We start from the raw sequence: 19,570 nt of genomic DNA, 5'->3' as shown, positions 1-19,570 counted from the left end.
AATAGCGATTGGAAATAATAAAAAATCCGGTTCCTGATGGCAGGAACCGGATTTTTTTATAGCTTAATGCCTGCATTATAGAATATTAAATTATTCATAATGTATTTAAGGCGTTAGCCATTTTTCAACTCAACAGCTATACAGATATGCACCTCACAGCAAGGGAAACGGAGAAGCTGCTGCTTTTCCTGGCCGGCGAACTGGCGGAAAAGCGCAAGGCCCGCGGGTTGAAGCTCAATTACCCGGAAGCCATAGCCCTGATCAGCAGCCGCCTGCAGGAAGCCGCCCGCGATGGCCAGTCCGTGGCCTCCCTCATGCACTACGGCGCCACCATCCTTACCCGCGAAGACGTAATGGAAGGCGTGCCCGAAATGATCCCCGAAGTACAGATAGAAGCAACTTTTCCTGATGGCACCAAGCTGGTGACCGTGCATGACCCGATAAGATAGCGCTTCGCGCGTACAAAGTACCGCGTACAACGTACCGCGAAGGTATATACAGCATTCAAACCAAATAGCTAACCCGTACCAAGTACGTTGTACGCTGTACGTTGTACGAAAACCTTTACACATGATCCCAGGCGAATATTTCATCTCCCCCGGCCACATAACCTGCAACGAAGGGCTGGCCACTGTGCAGGTAACCGTGGTGAACACGGGCGACCGTCCCGTGCAGGTAGGCTCCCACTACCATTTCTTTGAAGTGAACCGCCAGCTGGAATTTGAGCGGGAAGCCGCCCTGGGCATGCGGCTTAATATCGCCGCGGGCACCGCCGTGCGCTTTGAACCGGGAGAACAGAAAACCGTGGAGCTGGTAGCCCTCGGCGGCCGGCACTGCGCACGGGGACATAACGGCCTGGTAAATGGCGATGTAACGGAAACGGCTACACGCCAGGAGGCATTGGACAAACTGGCACCCGGACACTTCAAAAACAAAAAGGTATGAGCCTGCAGATCAATAGGACCAAGTATGCCAATATGTATGGCCCCACCACCGGCGATAAAGTGCGCCTGGGCGATACAGAGATCATCATAGCAATAGAAAAGGATTACGCTGTATATGGCGAAGAAGCCAAGTTTGGCGGAGGCAAAACCATCCGCGATGGCATGGCCCAGCACAGCACGGCTACCCGTGCGGAAGGCGTGCTGGATTTTGTGATCACCTCCGTGATCATCCTGGACCACTGGGGCATTGTGAAAGCAGACATTGGCATTAAAGATGGCAGGATTGTAGGCATAGGCAAGGCCGGTAACCCGGACACCATGGATGGTGTAAGCCCCAACATGATCATTGGCGCCAGCACAGAAGTGCACGGGGGCGCAGGCCTCATTGCCACCGCCGGCGGCATAGACACCCATATTCATTTTATCTGCCCGCAGCAGATAGACCATGCCCTGTACAGTGGCGTCACTACTATGATAGGCGGTGGCACCGGCCCGGCAGATGGTACCAATGCCACTACCGTAACGCCGGGGGCCTGGAACATCCAGAAGATGCTGGAAAGTGCAGACGCATTTCCCATGAACCTGGGTTTCCTGGGCAAGGGCAATGTATCATCCCTGAAGCCGCTCCGGGAGCAGGTGGAAGCCGGTGCGCTGGGTCTCAAGATCCATGAAGACTGGGGCGCCACACCGGCTACCATTGACGCCGCGCTACAGGTGGCAGACGCCTTTGATGTGCAGGTGGCCATCCACACAGACACCCTCAATGAAAGCGGTTTCCTGGAAGATACGCTGAATGCCATCAACGGCCGCGTGATCCACACCTACCATACAGAAGGCGCCGGTGGCGGCCATGCACCGGACATTATCCGCGCTGCCATGTTCCAGAACATCCTGCCTTCTTCTACCAATCCTACACGCCCTTACACGGTAAACACCATTGATGAGCACCTGGACATGCTCATGGTATGCCATCACCTGGATAAGAACTCGCCGGAAGATGTGTCCTTTGCAGATTCCCGCATACGGCCCGAAACCATCGCTGCGGAAGATATCCTGCACGATATGGGCGTGTTTTCCATGATGAGCTCAGACTCGCAGGCCATGGGCCGCGTAGGGGAAGTGATCACCCGCACCTGGCAAACCGCCAGTAAAATGAAGCAGCAACGCGGCGCCCTCCCGGAAGATGCCGGTAACAACAATGACAACTTCCGCGCAAAACGCTACGTGGCCAAATACACCATCAACCCTGCCATTACACACGGCATCAGCCAGTATGTGGGTTCCATTGAAGCCGGCAAGCTGGCGGACATTGTGTTGTGGAAGCCTGCTTTCTTTGGGGTAAAACCGGAGATCATCATTAAGGGCGGCATGATCATCAGCGCCCGCATGGGTGATCCCAACGCCTCCATTCCCACGCCGCAGCCGGTGATCTACCGGCCCATGTTTGGCGCCTTTGGTAAAGCCCTGTTCAGGACCTGCGCCACCTTTGTATCCCAGGCCTCCCTGGATAACGGCATCGTAAAAGGATATGGCCTGCAAAAAATGTTGCTGCCCGTAAAAGGCTGCCGCACCGTGACCAAAAAGGATCTCGTTCACAACGACCAGACGCCCGAGATCACTGTAAACCCCGAGAACTACGAGGTAAAAGTGAACGGCGAAAAGATCACCTGCGAACCGGTAAGCGTAGTGCCGCTGGCGCAACGGTATTTCCTGTTTTAAACGCAACCAACTACCATGATCATTCAATCCATAGCCGGCAACATAGCCACTACGCCGCTGGGGGAAAAAGAGATAGATGTGCTGGCGCTGGAATGGTTTGAAACCCATAAGCGCATCCAGCGCAAACGCAGCAGGGGCGGGCTGGAGCTGGCCTTCCGTTTTTTGCAGGAAAACCCGAACCTGCAGGAAGGTGATATTGTATACCTGGATGAAAGCCGTGCCGTGGTGGTGGAAATACAACCCTGTGAGGCCATCATGATCACACCGGCATCCATGCTGGAAATGGGCAGCGTTTGTTATGAGATCGGCAACAAACATTTACCCCTTTTCATCCAGGGTGCGGAAGTATTGGTACCTTATGAAGCGCCCCTCTTCCGCTGGCTGGAAGCGGCCGGCTATACACCCGTGCAGGCGCAACGCAAGCTTACCAATGCCCTGCGCAGCAACGTAACGCCCCACTCACATGGCGATGGCGCCGGCGGTGGGCTGCTTTCCCGCATACTCAACATGGCATCCAAATAATATGCAAGCTTACCTGCTGTCACTTTTACAGCTCACAGACCCGGCCCTGCCGGTGGGCGGCTTCTCACACAGCGCGGGGCTGGAAACCTATGTGCAGCAAGGACTGGTGCATAATACCGCCAGTGCAGATGCCTGGATCAGGAACATGCTGGCCGCAAACCTGGCTTACAACGATGCCGCTTTTATGAGCCTGGCTTTTGACGCCGCTTCGCAGGGCCTGGACGCCCTCTTGCCGCTGGATGAGCAATGCACCGCCCTGAAAACGGCGCGTGAATTGCGGGAAGCCAGCAACAAACTGGGGTTGCGCCTCATTAAAATATTCCGCCAGTTACAGCCATCACCGGTTGCGGAAGCTTATGAAAAGGCCATCCGGCTAAAGGAAGCAGCCGGGCATTATTGTATCGCATTTGGCGTATATGCGTATACGTTAGGTATACCGAAATCAGATGCCATCAGCGCGTTTTATTACAATGCCGCCGCTGGCATGGTCACTAACTGTGTTAAATTGGTGCCGCTGGGCCAGCTGGACGGGCAGCAGCTGTTGTTTCACCTGCAACCGCTTATCCGGGAACTTACCATCGCTACCCTGCAGCCGGAACCCGCACTGCTGGGGCGTTGTAACGCAGGTTTTGATATCCGCAGCATGCAGCACGAAAGGCTGTACTCAAGACTGTACATGTCTTAAATATTATTGAAAAGAGATGGAAAGAAAATATATCAAAATAGGCATAGCTGGTCCCGTGGGCTCCGGCAAAACCGCCCTCATTGAAAGGCTTACCCGCCGCATGGCCGGCCAGTACAGCCTGGGTGTGATCACCAATGATATTTATACAAAAGAAGATGCGGAGTTCCTCACGAAGAACAGTACCCTGCCGCCGGACCGCATCATTGGCGTGGAAACCGGCGGATGCCCGCACACCGCCATCCGCGAAGATGCCAGTATGAACCTGGAAGCCGTGGAAGAGATCACCACCCGCTTTCCCGACATTGAAATTGTATTCATTGAAAGCGGCGGCGATAACCTCTCCGCCACCTTCAGCCCCGACCTGGCAGACATTACCATCTTTGTAATTGACGTGGCGGAAGGCGATAAAATACCCCGCAAAGGAGGCCCCGGCATTACGCGCAGTGACCTGCTGGTGATCAACAAAATAGACCTGGCCCCCTACGTGGGCGCCAGCCTGGAAGTAATGGACCGCGATGCCCGCAAAATGCGGGGCGACCGGCCTTTCCTCTTCACAGACCTCATGAAAGGCACCGGCCTGCCGGAGGTGATCCAATGGATACGCCAATACGGGCTATTGGAAGACGTGGCGGAGGCAAAGGCATGACCTGCACCCTGCATATAACAGCCGCCCTGCGCGCCGGTATCACCTACCTGCGCCACAGCTATTGCACCCGGCCATTCAAGGTGGCAAACATCCGCGAGGACCGGGCCGCCCTGCAACTGCCCCTGGTGATCATGAGCGCCTCCCCGGGCATGCTGGACGGGGATGTGTACCACTGGAAAATTGAGGTGGAAGCCGGTGCCCACCTGCTGCTGCAAACCCAGTCTTACCAGCGTCTCTTTACCATGCAGCAGGGCGCCCACCAGCGTATTGACGTGGAAGTGGCCAGTGGGGCGGCTTTGCACTACCTGCCCCATCCCACCGTTCCGCAGGCGGCGGCCGTGTTTGAAGGTCACACACACATTCATTTACAGGAAAACGCGCACCTGCTGTGGAGTGAGATCATCACCTGCGGGCGTAAGCTCAATGGGGAAGTGTTTGCCTTTACCCGTTTTCACAGTACCACGGAAGTGCGCTGGAAGAACAAACTGGTACTACGGGAGAACACCTGGCTGGAACCGCAGCGCTGGTCACTTCCCGGCATGGGCCAGCTGGAAACCTATACCCACCAGGCCAGCCTTTTCTGCTTTGATGAACAGCTGGATATGAATGCGCTGGCAGATGCCCTGCATGAAATGTTCGCCATGGAAGAACGTATAGCCACAGGTGTGAGCCGCACTGCCCATCACGGCCTGATGCTACGCTTCCTGGGCCAGGGCGGGGAACAATTACAAACCATGATAGCCCGTGCAGCCGCCCTGGTGGCCGGTATGCGGGAAGGCGTAAATATATTGAAATGAACACCGGACTGGGCGCCCTGATGATCACGGCTATTGCCAATACCTGCCTGCACACGATGTCCGGCCCGGACCACTATGTACCTTTCATTGCCATTTCCCGCTCCCGGAAATGGTCCGTGACGAAGACGGTTTTCCTGACCCTCCTGTGTGGCCTTGGCCATGTGAGCGGCTCCATCATCCTGGGCATAGGCGCCATTACGCTGGGCTGGTCTATGACCAAAATAGGCTGGCTGGACGCGGTGCGCGGGGGCTTTGCCGGATGGGCCCTGCTGGCCTTCGGCATTGCTTATGCGGCCTGGGGCTTATGGCGCGCTTCGCGCAATGCAGCCCACAAACATTTTGATGTGATGGGAGAGGAGGTATACGTATACCAGCACCGGCATGGGGAGTATGTGATGCCGCAGGACCGGCGCAAAGTAACGCCCTTCCTGCTTTTCATCATCTTTGCCTTTGGCCCCTGTGAGCCGCTGATACCCCTCATGGCCCACCCCGCGGCCAGCGCCTCTTACTGGAATTTGTTCCTGCTGGTGAGCGTGTTCACTTTATTTACGCTGGCTACCATGGTCACCATGGTACTGCTGGGCTACTTCGGGTTTCCCATGCTGAAAACAGAACGCCTGGAAAAATACATGCACTTCCTGGGCGGTGTTACCATCATCATTTGCGGGGCGGGAATGGTGTTCCTGGGCTGGTAGCATGCTTCCGCGGGAAGTTGAACAGGATGGAACTGAGAATAGGAATGAAGAAAATACAGAGCGTGAGAATGGTGGTCATGATATCGCCATACACCATAGCATGCCGCCCTTCGGAAGGCTTGCCACCACTGGCTTCCAGGCAGGCCTCGTTGCCATCCATGAACACGGAAAAAGTGGCACAGGGATCAAAATGCGTGTAGAGCGAAAGGCCCAGTTTTATGCCCAGGATGCCGATCACGGTAAATGCGCACGCTTCCAGGAAGGGGTACCGTTCCATAAGTTTCACAAAACCCTGCGCTACAAAACGCATGGCCAGTATACCGGTGAACACCCCGAATAAAATGAGGAGAATGTTCCTGGAAAAGGCCACGGCAGCAAAAACATTGTCGATGGAAAAGGCGATGTCCATCAGCTCCACCAGCACCACGGTAGCCCAGAATGTGCCCAAAGTGTCTACCGTGGCCCGGTACAGCCAGTTCCGTTTTTTATTTACCTTTTCTTTGTGGACGTTCCTGTGGCGGACCTTATCCCACACCCATTTAACGGCCAGGTACAGCAAGTACAGGCCCCCCAAAGGTTTCAGCCACCAGAAGCTGATCAGGAAAGAAGCAAATACCAGGGCCAGGCCGCGGAACACGTAGGCCCCGATGATCCCGTAACGCAAGGCCCGCTTGCGCTCCGGTACCGGCAGGTCCATCACCATGGTAGCCAGCACCGCGGCATTGTCTACCGAAAGCAGGCTTTCTATCAGCACCAGGTTGCCCACCACTGCCAGCGATGGTAAAGGATTATCCAATATTTGTTGAAGCAGTTCCTGTATGGGCATGGGCATGCAGTTTATTTAACAGCCGTTGCCTTGCGGAATACGGGCCTCAGTAAAGCAGAGAGCGTAGTGTCCGGCGGCAGCAGCAGGGTCTTGACCCCAAAATTGCTGCCACCCTTCACGTCTGCAATGGGATTATCACCCACGTGCAGGATCTGTTCCTTGGTAACAGGGTACATTTTATTTACCCGGTCAAACATGAGCTGGTAGAACTTGGCAGCGGGTTTGCTGGTGCCTTCTTCATCAGAGTACAGCTGGAAATCGAAGTAGCCGTCAATGCCCCATTCCGGCATCAGCTGGCGCAGGGTGGCACCGGGAATATAGGCGGTGTTGCTCAGGAGGCTGATGGTGTAGCCCATATCGCGCAGGTCCTGGAAGAGGGCCGGCGTTTCAGGATCAATGAGGGTGGGGCGGTGCTGGAAAAAGAGCTTTTCCGTAGCTGCGTAATATGCGTCCAGCTGTTCCGTATGCACCTGGCGGATATCCACGCCCAGCGCAGCCAGCAGGTGGTAATAGATCTCATGGAAGGTACCCTGGCCACCTGTTTTTTCGTTGATGGCGTTGATGAGAATATCAAAGTATTTAAACTGGGTATTGATCTCTTCCAGGCTGCGTGCTACCTGGAAAGTGTCTTTAAAAAGCTGGTCCCGCTTGGGTTTATAGCTATGGTCAGATTGAATGAGGGTGTACCAGAGGTCAAAAGAGATGTGCTTGATTCCTTCCATTATGAAAATGTAAATGTGGCGTTGTTGGTAAATTCCCCGCAAAATTACCGGTTGCAACCCGATTACGCAATCCATTTTCTACACCGGGGCCTGCTCACTTGGAAATTTTCTCCTCTGGAACACCGGTTTCCGGGGGTTTTCTCATTGTCAGCCCACTGTCAAAAACCAAACAACTGGTCAACTTAATTTACTATTCTGCGAAAACGTTATACTTTTGACTTTGTAAGTCAAAAAGTCAAACAAGCATTATGATCACCACGGACAACCGGGATGAGACGAAGGACAGGATACTGGATGCGGCGCTGAAGCGCTTCATTCACTTTGGTGCGGGGAAGACGACGATGAACGAAATTGCCGAAGACCTCCGGTGCTCAAAAGCCTCTTTGTACTATTACTTCCCGGACAAGCAAGGCCTGCACCTGGCTGTGTTGGAAAAGATCAGTGAACATCTTTTCCAGACCATGGAGGAGCGCCTGGTAGAAATGAAAAAGGCGACAGATACCCTCCTGGACTTCATTGCCATTAAATACGAATTTGGCTGTAAGTTCTTCCGCCTGGAGATCTTTAAACTGATCCAGGAAAAGAAGATGATCACACCGCAACAGTTTCGTGCGTTCCGCGACCGGGAACACAAACTTTTCACCCGCATTTTTGAATTTGGCAATGACCAGGGCGAATTTCACCTGAAACGCCCCGCTACCGAGATCGCCAGCCTTTACCAGGACGTATTGGAAGGCGTACGTTACGTAGCTTCAGACGGCCTGCCGGTAATAGAGATCCCCAATGAAGATTTCTTCGCCAAGATCGTGGCCAAGCAGCGCGCCATTGCCCAGATATTTATCAACGGACTCAAATACAAAGACTAAAGAATGAACGTGCGTGAAAGAATCTTAGACACTGCGCTGCGCCTGTTCCGGACCTATGGCATGAAAAGCGTAACCATGTTCGATATCTCCCGTGAATGTGGTATTTCCAAGAAAACGGTGTACGAACATTTTACAGACAAGGATGCATTGATCAATGAGTCCATCGACTTCATGCTGTCCCAGCGCGGCTCCCAGATCAACCAGTGCGCTGAAAGCGACAACGCCATTGCGGAGTTGCTGGAAAGCCTGCAGTACAGTGAACAGTTTGCACAGGCCATTAACCCGGTGATGTTTTACGAACTGCGCAAATACCACCCCGATGCCTGGGCCAAGGTAGATGCCTTTAAACAACAGACCGCCTTGCCCACCATCCGCAAAAACCTGGATCGTGGCATTGCAGAAGGCCTGTTCCATAACAATATGAACCTGGACGTTATTGCCCGCATGCGCCAGTTGCAGCTGGAGTCCGTGTTCTCGCCGGAGCAATATCCCGCCACCCACTACAACCACCACGAGGTACTGGCAGAGCTTACCTGGCATTACATCCAGGGCGTAGCCACCCTCAAAGGCATGGAAGTAGCCGGCAACTACCGCGATGCGATGGTAGCCGTTCCCGTGCACTAAACTGCACACCTGATAAGATTTAATGTGTACGCATTATAAAGTTTTGTTACTAACAGTGTAACAGTTGTAGGTTTAGGTAATAGCCGGAGCACTCATGCCCCGGCTTTTTGTTTTTTAAAATGTCTTAAGTCTTAGGTCTTAGGTACCAGCCTTTGCCTTGTTCCTGCTTACCCCCGCACATTTCTCCATCATTACTTTATATTCGAATAAATATTTGCAACCATCTTAGGCCAGGTACCTAAGACTTAATACTACTTTTATGATCGGATTCATCGGGCTGGGCGCCATGGGGCAAGCCATTGCAGCCAATATTCTCAAGGCGGGTTTTGAACTTACGGTATATAACCGCACACCAGATAAAACAAAAGACCTGCAACAGGCAGGCGCCCGCGTGGCGGGGAGCGTGGCGGAGCTTTGCAGCAACGCAGACATTGTGCTCACCATGATCACGGATGACGCCGTGCTGGCGCAACTTACCGGCGGGGAAAACGGTATGCTGGCCCACCTGCGCAGGGATGCCCTGCACATTTCCCTGAGCACGATCTCTCCTGCTTTTTCCGATGCACTGGCTGCGCAACATGCCGCCCGCGATCAGCAATACGTAGCAGCACCCGTGTTTGGAAAACCGGATGTTGCCGCGCTGGCAAAGCTGTGGATAGCCAATGCCGGCAGCGCTGCCGCCAAGGAAAAAGCCAGGCCCGTGCTGGAAGCCATTGGCCAGGGCATTTATGATTTTGGCGAAAAGCCCGGTGCGGCCAACCTCGTAAAACTAAGCGGCAACTTCATCATCGCCGCGATGATCGAAACCCTGGCGGAAGCGTATACCCTGGGCGAAAAGAACGGGGTGTCCCGCCACGATATGCATGAATTTTTTACCAGCACGCTGTTTCCCGTACCCATTTACAAGAACTACGGGCGCCTGATTGCAGATCATAACTACCTGCCGGTAGGCGGGGCGCCGAAGATCCTGCAAAAGGATATGCGCCTGGTCAATGAAGTAGCGGCCCATAGCAGCGTGGCCATGCCTTTTGCCAATATTGTGCATAACCGGATGATAGCCATGGCCAATGCAAACGTCCAGGAAGACTGGGTGGGGTTTGCCCGCCAGGCCGCCACGGAAGCGGGTTTGTAGCCAACCGCACATAGCGCACCAGCGCCGCTTATACAAAGCGGCGTTTGGTTTCCACTTCCAAACCATTACATTTGAAGGATTCACAACAAAAACCACCACAATTCCTGCAAATGAAAAAATGGATCTTAGGCGTGGCGCTGTTAAGCTGCAGCAGCGCGTTTGCACAGGTTGCAACCAACAAAGACGGTAGCCACTACCAATTTACCACCATCAAGAACCTGGATGCCGGCGACGTACAGAACCAGGGCATGACCGGCACCTGCTGGTCTTTTTCCGGCCTGTCTTTCTTTGAAAGTGAAGCGCTGCGCAATGGCAAAGGCAAGGGCCTGAACCTGAGTGAAATGTTTGTGGTACACCAGATGTACCCGCTGAAAGCCGTCAACTATGTGCGGATGCATGGCAAAGCTAATTTTGGTGAAGGCGGCGGTTTTCCCGATGACCTGCTCTGCCTGCGTGAATACGGCCTGATGCCGCAAAGCGCATACGATGGCAACAAAGTAAAAATGTACAACCACGCCGAAATGGAAGGCGCGCTGGAAAGCTACGTGAAAGGCCTGGGCGAAAAGAACAGCATTAATCCTGTCTGGCAGAAAGCCTTCTCCGGTGTCCTGGATGCTTACATGGGCACCCCTCCCACTTCTTTTGAATACAATGGTAAAACCTATACGCCCCAGTCTTTTGCCAAAGAACTGGGCCTGCGTGCGGATGACTACGTAGTGATCTCCTCCTTCAACCACCATCCGTTCTACCAGCAGTTTGTGCTGGAAGTACCGGACAACTGGAACTGGGAACGCGTGTATAACGTGCCCCTGGCCGACTTTACCAGCATTGCGGAAAATGCCATCAACACTGGCTATACCATTGCCTGGGCAGCAGACGTGAGCGAGAAGACCTTCAACTTCAACGAAGGCCTGGCCCTGGTACCGGAAACCGACTGGTCTGACATGACCCCGGATGAAAGAAAATCCATCTTCACCGACCCCGTTAAAGAAAAGACCATCACCCAGGACCTGCGCCAGCTGGCCTTTGACAACTATGAAACACAGGACGACCACGGCATGCACATTGTAGGCCTGGTAAAAGACCAGAACGGCAACAAGTACTTCCGCGTGAAGAACTCCTGGGGCACACCCAACTTTGACAAAGGCTACTTCTACGCTTCTGAGCCTTACTTCCAGCTGAAAACCACCGCCATCATGGTGAACAAAAAAGCCATCCCCGCGGAAATTGCGAAGAAACTGGGTATTAAATAGTGACTTGTTATTCGTAAATAGTTGATCGTATAATTTTTTATCGGTTAATCGTTATAAAAAGGCTGCGGCAGACCTGGTGTCTGCCGCAGCCTTTTTCCTTCGCCCCTGCCTCTGCGCCCGTTTAACCATTCCCCTTTAACTATTAACCTTTTCTTATATTTGCGGATCATGGAACAGATAGAACAGCAAATAGCTGCTTACGAACAGGAGATCCAGGCGTTTACGCCGGGGAATGCCGACGCACTGGAACAGTACCGCATCAAATTCCTGGGCACCAAAGGCATTGTGAAGGCCCTTTTCGGGGAAATGAAAAATGTCCCGAATGAGCGCAGGAAGGAATTTGGCCAGGTACTGAACGGGTTTAAGCAACTGGCAGAAGACCGCTATGCTGCATTTGAGCACCTGAAGGATGCTGCTGCTGCCGGCACTGCCGATGCAGACCTGACCCTGCCCGCCGCCCCGCTGCGCCTGGGCACCCGTCACCCGATAAGCATTGTACGCAATAAGATCATCCGCATATTTGAACGCCTGGGCTTCAGCATTGCAGAAGGGCCGGAGATCGAGGACGACTGGCATAACTTCACCGCCCTCAACCTCCCGGAAAACCACCCTGCGCGCGACATGCAGGACACTTTTTACGTGAGCCGCAACCCGGACTGGATGCTGCGCACCCACACTTCTTCCGTACAGGTAAGGGTGATGGAAGAAGGCAAGCTGCCTATCCGCATTATCTGCCCCGGCCGCGTATACCGCAATGAAACCATTTCCGCCCGTGCACACTGCTTCTTCCACCAGGTAGAAGGCCTGTACATCGCGGAAAATGTGTCGTTTGCAGACCTGAAGCAAACCCTGTATCACTTTGTGCAGGAGCTGTTTGGGGCCGATACCCGCATCCGCTTCCGCCCGTCTTACTTCCCCTTCACAGAGCCCAGCGCGGAAATGGATATTTCCTGCTTCATCTGCGGGGGCGAAGGTTGTAACGTGTGCAAGCACACCGGTTGGGTAGAGATCCTGGGGTGTGGTATGGTGCATCCTAACCTGCTGCGCAACTGTGGCATTGATCCCGAGAAATACACCGGCTTTGCCTTTGGAATGGGCATTGAACGCATTACCATGCTCAAATACCAGATCAAGGACCTGCGCCTTTTCTCTGAGAATGATACCCGCTTCCTTTCCCAGTTTGAAGGGGCGGTCTAGCTTTTTATACCAGACACACGGACCACAGGTCCCGCTGCTTTTTGTGCGCGGGGTTTGTGGTCCGTGGCCGTTTAAAACCTTTGCGTATGCTTTCCATCGATGACGTACAGACCATTGGCGTATGCGGCGCCGGCACCATGGGTGCAGGCATAGCGCAGGTGGCCGCCATGGCAGGTTTCCGGACCCTGCTCTATGACGTGCAGCCGGCCAACCTGGAAAAGGCCGAAGCCCAGGTGAAGCGCCAGCTGCAAACCGCCGTGGAAAAAGGTAAGCTCACACAAGCTGCGGCAGACAAGGCCTTCCACCTGCTGTACTTCACTTCGGACCTGATGGACTGCACTGCAGAAGTGTTCATAGAAGCCATTGTTGAAAAGCCCGAGGCCAAGATCGCCCTGTTCAATCAACTGGCAGAGCTTAACCACAGCGATGTGGTATTTGCCAGCAATACCTCTTCCCTTTCCATCCGCAGCATTGCGCAGCGCATTCCCAATCCTTCCCGGGTGGCGGGTATGCACTTCTTCAACCCTGCCCACCTGATGCAACTGGTGGAAGTGGTGACCGGTCCGCAAACTGCGCCCTGGGTGGCAGATACGCTCTATGACCTGGCAAAGGCACTGGGTAAAAAACCGGTACGGGTACAAGATGCACCCGGCTTTATCGTAAACCGCGTGGCCCGTCATTTTTACATTGAATCCATGGAAATAGCCGGCCAGGGCGTAGCGGACCTGCACACCATAGACCGCCTGCTGGAGAGCGCCGGCTTCCGCATGGGTCCCTTCGCTTTAATGGACCTCATTGGCCATGATATTAACCTCGCGGTATCCCAATCCCTTTACGATGCTTTCCGGCAATCGCCCCGCTTTAAGCCACACGCATTGCAGGTTTCAAAGGTGGCGGAAGGTAAGCTGGGCAGAAAGACGGGTGAAGGATTTTACAAATATTAATCGTACAACGTACCGCGTACAACGTACAATGTACCGCGTATCGCGTGGGGGCCAATGTATGGTTTACGATAAACGTGGTCACGGCTAGCGGCAGCATCCCTTTGCTGTACGTTGTACATTGTACACTGTACATTCTATCAACAATATCCCTTACTTTTGGCCCCAGCCAATAAAAGGCGGCACTCTCACATGATTTTCGTTACCGGTGGAACGGGTTTTTTAGGCAGTCATTTATTGCGTGCGCTGGTACAGGCAGGAAAGCCCGTACGGGCGCTGTACCGCCGTGAAATTCCCGTTCAGCTTAGCGACATCCGCGATAAAGTGGAATGGGTAAAGGGCGATGTGCTGGATGTATTTTCCCTGGAAGAAGCCCTGCAGGGCGTTACACAGGTATACCACGCCGCCGCTACCGTTTCCTTCCAGCCCGGCGCTGGTGCCCGCATGATCCATACCAATGCAGAAGGCACGGCAAACATAGTGAACGCCTGCCTGGATGCGGGGGTGCAGAAACTGCTGCATGTAAGCTCCGTAGCTGCTTTGGGCCGGTCTAAGACAGCGGCTCCCATTGATGAGAAAGCAGAATGGGAAGAAAGTAAAAACAACTCCGCCTACGCCATCAGCAAGTACCGCAGCGAGATGGAAGTATGGCGCGGCATAGCAGAGGGATTGAACGCCGTGATCATAAATCCTTCCATTATCCTGGGCACCGGTTTCTGGGACGATGGCTCCGGCGCGCTGGTGAAAAACGCCTGGAAAGAATTTCCTTACTATACTACCGGCATCAATGGTTTTGTGGACGTGCAGGATGTGGTGAAAGCCATGCTGCTGCTCATGGACAGCGATGTGGCGCAAAAACGTTTTGTAGTATCGGCGGTGAACTGGTCTTACCAGGACCTCTTCACACAACTGGCCCAGGCCATGCATAAAAAGCCACCGCATATTGCTGTAAAGCCCTGGATGGCAGAAGTGGTTTGGCGCATGGAAAAGATCAAAGGCAGCCTCTCCGGCAAGAAGCCCCTGGTGACCAAAGAAACCGCCCGCACCGCCCAGCTGAAAGTATATTACAATAATGAGCGCCTGCTCAAAGCCTTGCCAGGCTTTACTTACAAGCCCATGGAACAATCCCTGCGTGAGATAGGCGCAGCATATTTGCAATACCTGGAGCAATGATCTCCACGCTGCTCCCCGCAGTAGCCGGGCCTGTAATCCGTTTCCATTTACCGCAATAACAACGTACTGATCACCGCGGCAAAGAGCGCTTCCTGCTGGGGCGTCACCGTGCTGCTCACCCACACCCGCGGCACGGCACCGGGCATTACCGCCGCCAGGGGCTTGCCGTGGTCCTGTATTTCGTAAGTGACCTTTTCATAAGAGTTGATGGTACCAAAATGGTTATGCGCCGTAACCCGGTAGCTCACCTTATCCAGCTGCAACACGCCAATAGGTGCATCCTGGTTTAGTTCCAGGTAGCTGGCATTGCGCAGCAATAACTCCCAGCGCGCCATGCTTTGCACCGGGTCATTCACCAGGGCATAGAACACCGGCGTAGTACCCGCCACACTGCTCAGGTAAGCCGGCAAAGGACGGTCTCCAAACACTACCCTTACCGTGTTGAGGGTTTGTACTGCCAGGCTCCCGGAAGGCCCGGAAACCGTATAAAAATAGGCATCTGTGGGGTGCTGTATGGCCAGGGGCAGGCCCGCCTTTGCAATACCGCCCTGGCGCGATCCGGTACTGTATTTTCCAAGGCTGTAGGTCCTGGCGCTGAACCACCCGTCATGCAAACTGGTAGCCCATTCCTGGGGTATGGTGTAAAGCCCGGGGTCTGTATATTTCGGCCTGGTAGTGGTGCAGGCCGTAACGAGGCAGCACAGCAACAGTAAGTACTTGTTCATGGTATAAATTTCCAACAAACAATTTCCAATATCAAAATATCCCAAAAAACAATTTCCAACGAACAAACCCGGAAACCCGGGCGCTCATTGGAAATTTGAAATCTGGTATGTGCTTTCCTTAAAGCCGGAACTGCTATTTCTTATGCAGCTGCTCCCATATCTCGGGGATGCGCTTCACCCAGGCCAGTTCTTTCATCTTTTCCCTTGCTTCCAGCGCCGGTGTGCCGAAGTAGATCTTGCCGCCTGCCAGGCTGCTGGGCACCCCGCTTTGTGCATTGAGCACGGCGCCTTTGCCAATGGTGAGGTCTTTGGAAATGCCAACCTGGCCCCAGATGGTCACGTCATCTTCAATGATGGTTTTACCGGCTATACCTACCTGTGCGGCAATAAGGCAGTTCTTACCGATCACCACCCCGTGGCCAACGTGGATCTGGTTGTCCATCTTGGTACCCTGGCCTATGATGGTATCGCCACTTACGCCCTTGTCAATGGTGCAGCCGGCACCTATTTCCACGCCGTTCTCAATCACTACACGGCCGCAGCTTTCCATCTTGTCAAACTTCAGTTCCTGGCCTTTGCGGGTCTTGAAATAAAAGGCATCGCCGCCTATGATGGTACCTCCCTGTATGATCACGTTATCACCTATCACGGAGTAGTCATAGATCACCACACCGGGGTGGATGATACAGTTGCGGCCTATGCGTACATGATGGCCGATGAACACGTTGGGTTGTATCACCGTACCCTCGCCGATTACCGCAGTATCACTGATGGCTTTGGTGGCAGGTTCAAAGGGGCGGAAGCGTTTTACCAGCTTCACGTATGCGCTGAACGGATCATCCAGCACCAGCAGCGCCTTGCCTTCCGGCACGTCTACCTTTTTGTTAATGATGATAATGGTGGCAGCGCTATTCAGGCTGGCGTTATAGTACTTTTCAAAGTCTACAAAAGAGATATCGCCCGGTGTAACCTTGTGGATCTCGTTGATGCCGGTGGCCTGCAAATCCTTGTTGCCCACCAGTTCCGCGCCAATGAATGCTGCTATTTCAGTGACTGCTATCGGTTCGTTGAACTTCATATAATTCGTCGTTGTGAGGAACAAAGGTAGGCACAGCGCGCAACATCCACCCTGTTGTTATCCACAAATTTTTTAGTGTTGTGAATAAAATTCTTTGCATTTTTTTTCTTTTGTGATGAAATTCTTTTTAATATTGTGTAGGGAATTTGTTTTCCCTGTACTTACTAACCCATTCACATAATAAGAAAGTCTGATTGTTTTCGCAGTCAGACTTTTTTTATTGCCTCTCAAACCCGCTGCCACAGCACGTTTCAGCCTTTCATCAGTACTGCTTTCTTCTTCCTGCCAGCCTTGTTTTCCTGCTTTATTACGGGGAGGAATACCCTTTGCGTACCGGCGCAGCAACGCCCGTTTTTGCCCGTAACGGTGATGGGATAGTTACTTTTTTGGTATCCGGCGGGTGCAATGCCAGCCTTTGCCGCCACGTATTATGGTACGGGCGATGACTGGTGCAGGCTAGGTGTTTGATTTATAATACAAATGCGGTGAAAACATGCATAACGGATGCAGGGATACAAGACAGGAAGCGACTGCAGTGATGGTATACGGATGCTATTAAAGGGAAAAATGGATAACAGGGAAAAGACAGGAAGGATGTTCAAACACAAAAGGGGCGCAGGATGCTGTAACCCGCTATGGCAGTGTGTTGCAGCGGGCGGTCAGGATGCAGGAAAAGTGCTGTTGGCAGAGGTTATCAGTCGTGCAGGTTAGCTGTTTTCAGGATATGCGGAATGTCCAGCAGCCGGATCTTTTTACCTTCCAGTTCCAGCATACCGTCTTTCTTAAATTCAGACAATAAACGGATGGCGCTTTCGGTAGCAGTACCGGCCAGGTTGGCTATCTCTTCCCGGGATAACCGTACGTTCAGGGTTTGGCCATCGGCTTCCAGCCCGTAGGTTTCCTTGATGAAGATCAGCGTCTCCGCCAGGCGCTCCCGCACCGGCTTCTGGGCCAGTTGCGTGATCTTTACTTCCGCCTTTCTCAGCTCTCCGGAAAGCATCCGCATCATCTCCATGGACAGGTTCGGATCCTTTTGCAGCACGCTCAGAAAAAGTTCCTTGGGGATGAAGCAGATCTCTGTATCGTCCAGCGCAGTGGCGGTGGCCGTGTAGCGCTCCCCGCTCAGCAGGGCCTTAAAGCCCATGATATCTCCCTCCCTTACCAGGCGGATGATCTGTTCCCGTCCGTCATCACCGGTATGGGATAACTTGATCTTACCGGAATTGATGCCGTACATGCCGAAAGAGTAAGCCCCTTCGTGGAAAATGATCTGTCCTTTCTTGTAAAGATGACATTCCATGGCAGCGTTGAGTTCTTCCATGTATTGCTCGTCCGCTTTGGAGAAAATAGCGAATAAGCGGTGCGGTTGCGGATTGCCAGGATGTTGTGCGGATGTATCCATAAGCGTGTTATGCAAAAGTACTAATTTGAGCCTTGTTCACCAAAAGACCAATGGCCCGTGGCGCTCGTTTATTATGTGATCTATAAGCCGTACGAAGTACTGACCCGTTTTAGTCCGGAACCCGGAAAAGCCACGCTGGCCGACTATTTCAGCGTACCCAAAGATGTGTACCCGGTGGGGCGCCTGGACTTCGACAGTGAAGGCTTACTGTTGCTCACCAATGATACCGCCATAAATAACCGCCTGCTGAACCCTAAGTTTGCCCACCAGCGGGAGTACTGGGTGCAGGTAGACGGCGCTATAACACCGGAAGCCATCACCAGGCTGCAACAGGGGGTAGACATTAACATTGATGGCAAAACATACCGTACCAAACGCTGTACCGCAATGGCATTCGATCATGAGCCTGCCGTGCCGGACCGCCATCCGCCCATCCGTTTCCGCCGGCACATACCGGCGCCCTGGATAAAGCTGGTATTGTCTGAAGGCAAGAACCGCCAGGTGCGCAAAATGACTGCAGCCGTGGGTTTCCCCACCCTGCGCCTCATCCGCTACCGCATTGGCAAGCTCACGGTGGAGGGTATGCAGCCCGGTGATATGCGCGCGCTTACCCGGGCAGAAGTGGAGGCCCTGGTGTTTGCGTAAGCAGGGCCCTGCGTTTTACAACCCACATCCCATGCGGGTTTCTTTGTGCTTTGCCCTAATTTAGCTAGGTTTGTCACTCTTAACTTTATCTTATGTTGAAATCTATGACCGGTTTTGGACGTGCGGAAGTAACGAAGGGCGAAACCACCATCATTGCGGAAATCAAATCGCTGAACGGTAAGCAATTCGAAGTGAACCTGAAGATTTCCCCCCAACTGAAACCTTATGAGTTCGAGATCCGTAACCTGCTGCAGCAATCCCTGCAAAGAGGTACGATCGACGCCACTGTCAACGTAAAACAGAACGGTGCTACCCGCCCCGTGGTGATCAATACAGACCTTGCCAAATTCTACTACCGCGGCATTGTGAGCCTGGCAGAAGACCTGCAGATCCCGCAGGAAGATATGCTGAATGTGCTCATGAAACTGCCCGAGGTGGTGACCCCTGCTACCGACCAGCTGTCTGACGAGCACTGGGCCGATGTGGAAAGCACCGTGAAAGCGGCCATTGCCGACCTGGATGCCCACCGTATGGACGAAGGCGCCGTGATGGAGGCAGACCTGACCCAGCGCATAGACAACATCTCCACTTTCAGCGAAAAAGTGAAAACACTGGACCCGCTCCGCAAAGACCGCATCCGCACCCGCCTGGAAACACTGGTGGCAGAGCATGTGGGCAAAGAGAATGTAGATGCCAACCGCCTGGAACAGGAACTTGTTTTCTACCTGGAAAAACTGGACATCTCTGAAGAACTGGTGCGCCTGGAAAACCACCTGCGCTACTTCCGCGAACTGCTGAAAGAAGCCGATCCTTCCAAGGGAAAAAAACTCAATTTTGTGCTACAGGAAATAGGCCGCGAGATCAATACCACCGGCTCCAAAGCCAATGATGCCGGCATCCAGCAATGGGTGGTGGGCATGAAGGATGAACTGGAAAAGGCCAAGGAACAGGTATTAAACGTTTTATAGCAAGGCCCTT

General features: G+C 53.3%; 23 protein-coding genes. 17 read left to right on the top strand and 6 right to left on the bottom strand.

Features of this window, described 5'->3' with window-relative positions; translation table 11 throughout:
* Positions 1–146: 146 nt before the first annotated feature.
* The 8 genes from ureA to DCC81_RS03135 all read left to right on the top strand — a co-directional run bounded on the left by ureA (position 147) and on the right by DCC81_RS03135 (position 6,008).
* Positions 147–449, top strand: a complete 303-nt coding sequence (gene ureA, locus DCC81_RS03170; RefSeq protein ID WP_108685138.1) for an urease subunit gamma — start codon at positions 147–149, stop codon at positions 447–449.
* 121 nt (positions 450–570) lie between these two features.
* Entirely contained in the window at positions 571–945 is a 375-nt protein-coding gene (ureB, locus tag DCC81_RS03165; RefSeq protein WP_108685137.1) for an urease subunit beta, read from the top strand.
* Positions 942–2,663 carry an urease subunit alpha gene (gene ureC / locus DCC81_RS03160; RefSeq protein WP_108685136.1) on the top strand — a complete coding sequence of 574 codons (1,722 nt, stop codon included), beginning with the start codon at positions 942–944 and terminating at the stop codon, positions 2,661–2,663. Before ureB ends, ureC begins: the two co-directional genes overlap by 4 nt.
* A gap of 15 nt (positions 2,664–2,678) precedes the next feature.
* A complete protein-coding gene (gene ureE, locus DCC81_RS03155) occupies positions 2,679–3,185 on the top strand; it encodes an urease accessory protein UreE (RefSeq protein WP_108685135.1) in 507 nt (168 codons plus the stop codon).
* 1 nt (position 3,186) lies between these two features.
* Positions 3,187–3,870, top strand: coding sequence for an urease accessory protein UreF (locus DCC81_RS03150; RefSeq protein WP_108685134.1), 684 nt, complete (start codon positions 3,187–3,189; stop codon positions 3,868–3,870).
* A 16-nt stretch (positions 3,871–3,886) separates the two neighbouring features.
* Positions 3,887–4,516: an urease accessory protein UreG gene (gene ureG / locus DCC81_RS03145; protein WP_108685133.1), complete on the top strand. Its 630-nt coding sequence runs from the start codon at positions 3,887–3,889 to the stop codon at positions 4,514–4,516.
* The gene (locus tag DCC81_RS03140; RefSeq protein WP_165806417.1) at positions 4,513–5,313 is read left to right on the top strand and encodes an urease accessory protein UreD; all 801 of its coding nucleotides are present in this window, start codon (positions 4,513–4,515) and stop codon (positions 5,311–5,313) included. The genes ureG and DCC81_RS03140 overlap by 4 nt, the downstream gene beginning before the upstream one ends.
* Positions 5,310–6,008 carry an urease accessory protein UreH domain-containing protein gene (locus DCC81_RS03135; RefSeq protein WP_108685131.1) on the top strand — a complete coding sequence of 233 codons (699 nt, stop codon included), beginning with the start codon at positions 5,310–5,312 and terminating at the stop codon, positions 6,006–6,008. The genes DCC81_RS03140 and DCC81_RS03135 overlap by 4 nt, the downstream gene beginning before the upstream one ends.
* Here DCC81_RS03135 and DCC81_RS03130 read toward each other — a convergent pair.
* Together DCC81_RS03130 and DCC81_RS03125 are read right to left on the bottom strand one after the other, a co-directional pair.
* Positions 5,971–6,834, bottom strand: coding sequence for a DUF475 domain-containing protein (locus DCC81_RS03130; protein ID WP_108686446.1), 864 nt, complete (start codon positions 6,832–6,834; stop codon positions 5,971–5,973). The genes DCC81_RS03135 and DCC81_RS03130 overlap by 38 nt on opposite strands.
* Before the next feature lie 11 nt (positions 6,835–6,845).
* The gene (locus DCC81_RS03125) at positions 6,846–7,556 is read right to left on the bottom strand and encodes an HAD family hydrolase (RefSeq protein WP_165806416.1); all 711 of its coding nucleotides are present in this window, start codon (positions 7,554–7,556) and stop codon (positions 6,846–6,848) included.
* A 248-nt stretch (positions 7,557–7,804) separates the two neighbouring features.
* Here DCC81_RS03125 and DCC81_RS03120 point away from each other — a divergent pair, with 248 nt between their 5' ends.
* The 7 genes from DCC81_RS03120 to DCC81_RS03090 all read left to right on the top strand — a co-directional run bounded on the left by DCC81_RS03120 (position 7,805) and on the right by DCC81_RS03090 (position 14,742).
* Positions 7,805–8,422: a TetR/AcrR family transcriptional regulator gene (locus DCC81_RS03120; RefSeq protein ID WP_108685129.1), complete on the top strand. Its 618-nt coding sequence runs from the start codon at positions 7,805–7,807 to the stop codon at positions 8,420–8,422.
* Positions 8,423–8,431: 9 nt separating this feature from the next.
* Positions 8,432–9,046: a TetR/AcrR family transcriptional regulator gene (locus DCC81_RS03115; protein ID WP_165806415.1), complete on the top strand. Its 615-nt coding sequence runs from the start codon at positions 8,432–8,434 to the stop codon at positions 9,044–9,046.
* Between the two features lie 259 nt (positions 9,047–9,305).
* Positions 9,306–10,178: an NAD(P)-dependent oxidoreductase gene (locus DCC81_RS03110; RefSeq protein WP_108685127.1), complete on the top strand. Its 873-nt coding sequence runs from the start codon at positions 9,306–9,308 to the stop codon at positions 10,176–10,178.
* Between the two features lie 110 nt (positions 10,179–10,288).
* Positions 10,289–11,431, top strand: a complete 1,143-nt coding sequence (locus DCC81_RS03105) for a C1 family peptidase (protein ID WP_108686445.1) — start codon at positions 10,289–10,291, stop codon at positions 11,429–11,431.
* A 168-nt stretch (positions 11,432–11,599) separates the two neighbouring features.
* Positions 11,600–12,628 carry a phenylalanine--tRNA ligase subunit alpha gene (gene pheS, locus DCC81_RS03100; protein WP_108685126.1) on the top strand — a complete coding sequence of 343 codons (1,029 nt, stop codon included), beginning with the start codon at positions 11,600–11,602 and terminating at the stop codon, positions 12,626–12,628.
* 86 nt (positions 12,629–12,714) lie between these two features.
* On the top strand, positions 12,715–13,572 hold the full coding sequence (locus DCC81_RS03095) for a 3-hydroxyacyl-CoA dehydrogenase NAD-binding domain-containing protein (protein WP_108685125.1): 858 nt from the start codon (positions 12,715–12,717) through the stop codon (positions 13,570–13,572).
* 189 nt (positions 13,573–13,761) lie between these two features.
* Positions 13,762–14,742: an NAD-dependent epimerase/dehydratase family protein gene (locus DCC81_RS03090; RefSeq protein ID WP_108685124.1), complete on the top strand. Its 981-nt coding sequence runs from the start codon at positions 13,762–13,764 to the stop codon at positions 14,740–14,742.
* A gap of 47 nt (positions 14,743–14,789) precedes the next feature.
* Here DCC81_RS03090 and DCC81_RS03085 read toward each other — a convergent pair whose 3' ends face one another.
* From DCC81_RS03085 to DCC81_RS03070, 4 genes are all read right to left on the bottom strand, one after another.
* The gene (locus DCC81_RS03085) at positions 14,790–15,467 is read right to left on the bottom strand and encodes a hypothetical protein (protein ID WP_133177516.1); all 678 of its coding nucleotides are present in this window, start codon (positions 15,465–15,467) and stop codon (positions 14,790–14,792) included.
* A 133-nt stretch (positions 15,468–15,600) separates the two neighbouring features.
* Positions 15,601–16,545: a UDP-3-O-(3-hydroxymyristoyl)glucosamine N-acyltransferase gene (locus DCC81_RS03080; protein WP_108685122.1), complete on the bottom strand. Its 945-nt coding sequence runs from the start codon at positions 16,543–16,545 to the stop codon at positions 15,601–15,603.
* Between the two features lie 72 nt (positions 16,546–16,617).
* Entirely contained in the window at positions 16,618–16,890 is a 273-nt protein-coding gene (locus DCC81_RS25330) for a hypothetical protein (RefSeq protein WP_133177515.1), read from the bottom strand.
* Positions 16,891–17,239: 349 nt separating this feature from the next.
* Positions 17,240–17,947: a Crp/Fnr family transcriptional regulator gene (locus tag DCC81_RS03070; protein WP_108685120.1), complete on the bottom strand. Its 708-nt coding sequence runs from the start codon at positions 17,945–17,947 to the stop codon at positions 17,240–17,242.
* Between the two features lie 57 nt (positions 17,948–18,004).
* Between DCC81_RS03070 and DCC81_RS03065 the strand changes: the two genes are divergently transcribed.
* Both DCC81_RS03065 and DCC81_RS03060 read left to right on the top strand, forming a co-directional pair.
* Positions 18,005–18,592, top strand: coding sequence for a pseudouridine synthase (locus DCC81_RS03065; RefSeq protein WP_108685119.1), 588 nt, complete (start codon positions 18,005–18,007; stop codon positions 18,590–18,592).
* Positions 18,593–18,684: 92 nt separating this feature from the next.
* Entirely contained in the window at positions 18,685–19,560 is an 876-nt protein-coding gene (locus DCC81_RS03060) for a YicC/YloC family endoribonuclease (RefSeq protein WP_108685118.1), read from the top strand.
* Positions 19,561–19,570 lie beyond the last annotated feature (10 nt).

The organism is Chitinophaga parva (genome assembly GCF_003071345.1).
GTDB lineage: Bacteria > Bacteroidota > Bacteroidia > Chitinophagales > Chitinophagaceae > Chitinophaga > Chitinophaga parva.
This window is presented reverse-complemented; position numbering and strand designations above follow the sequence as displayed.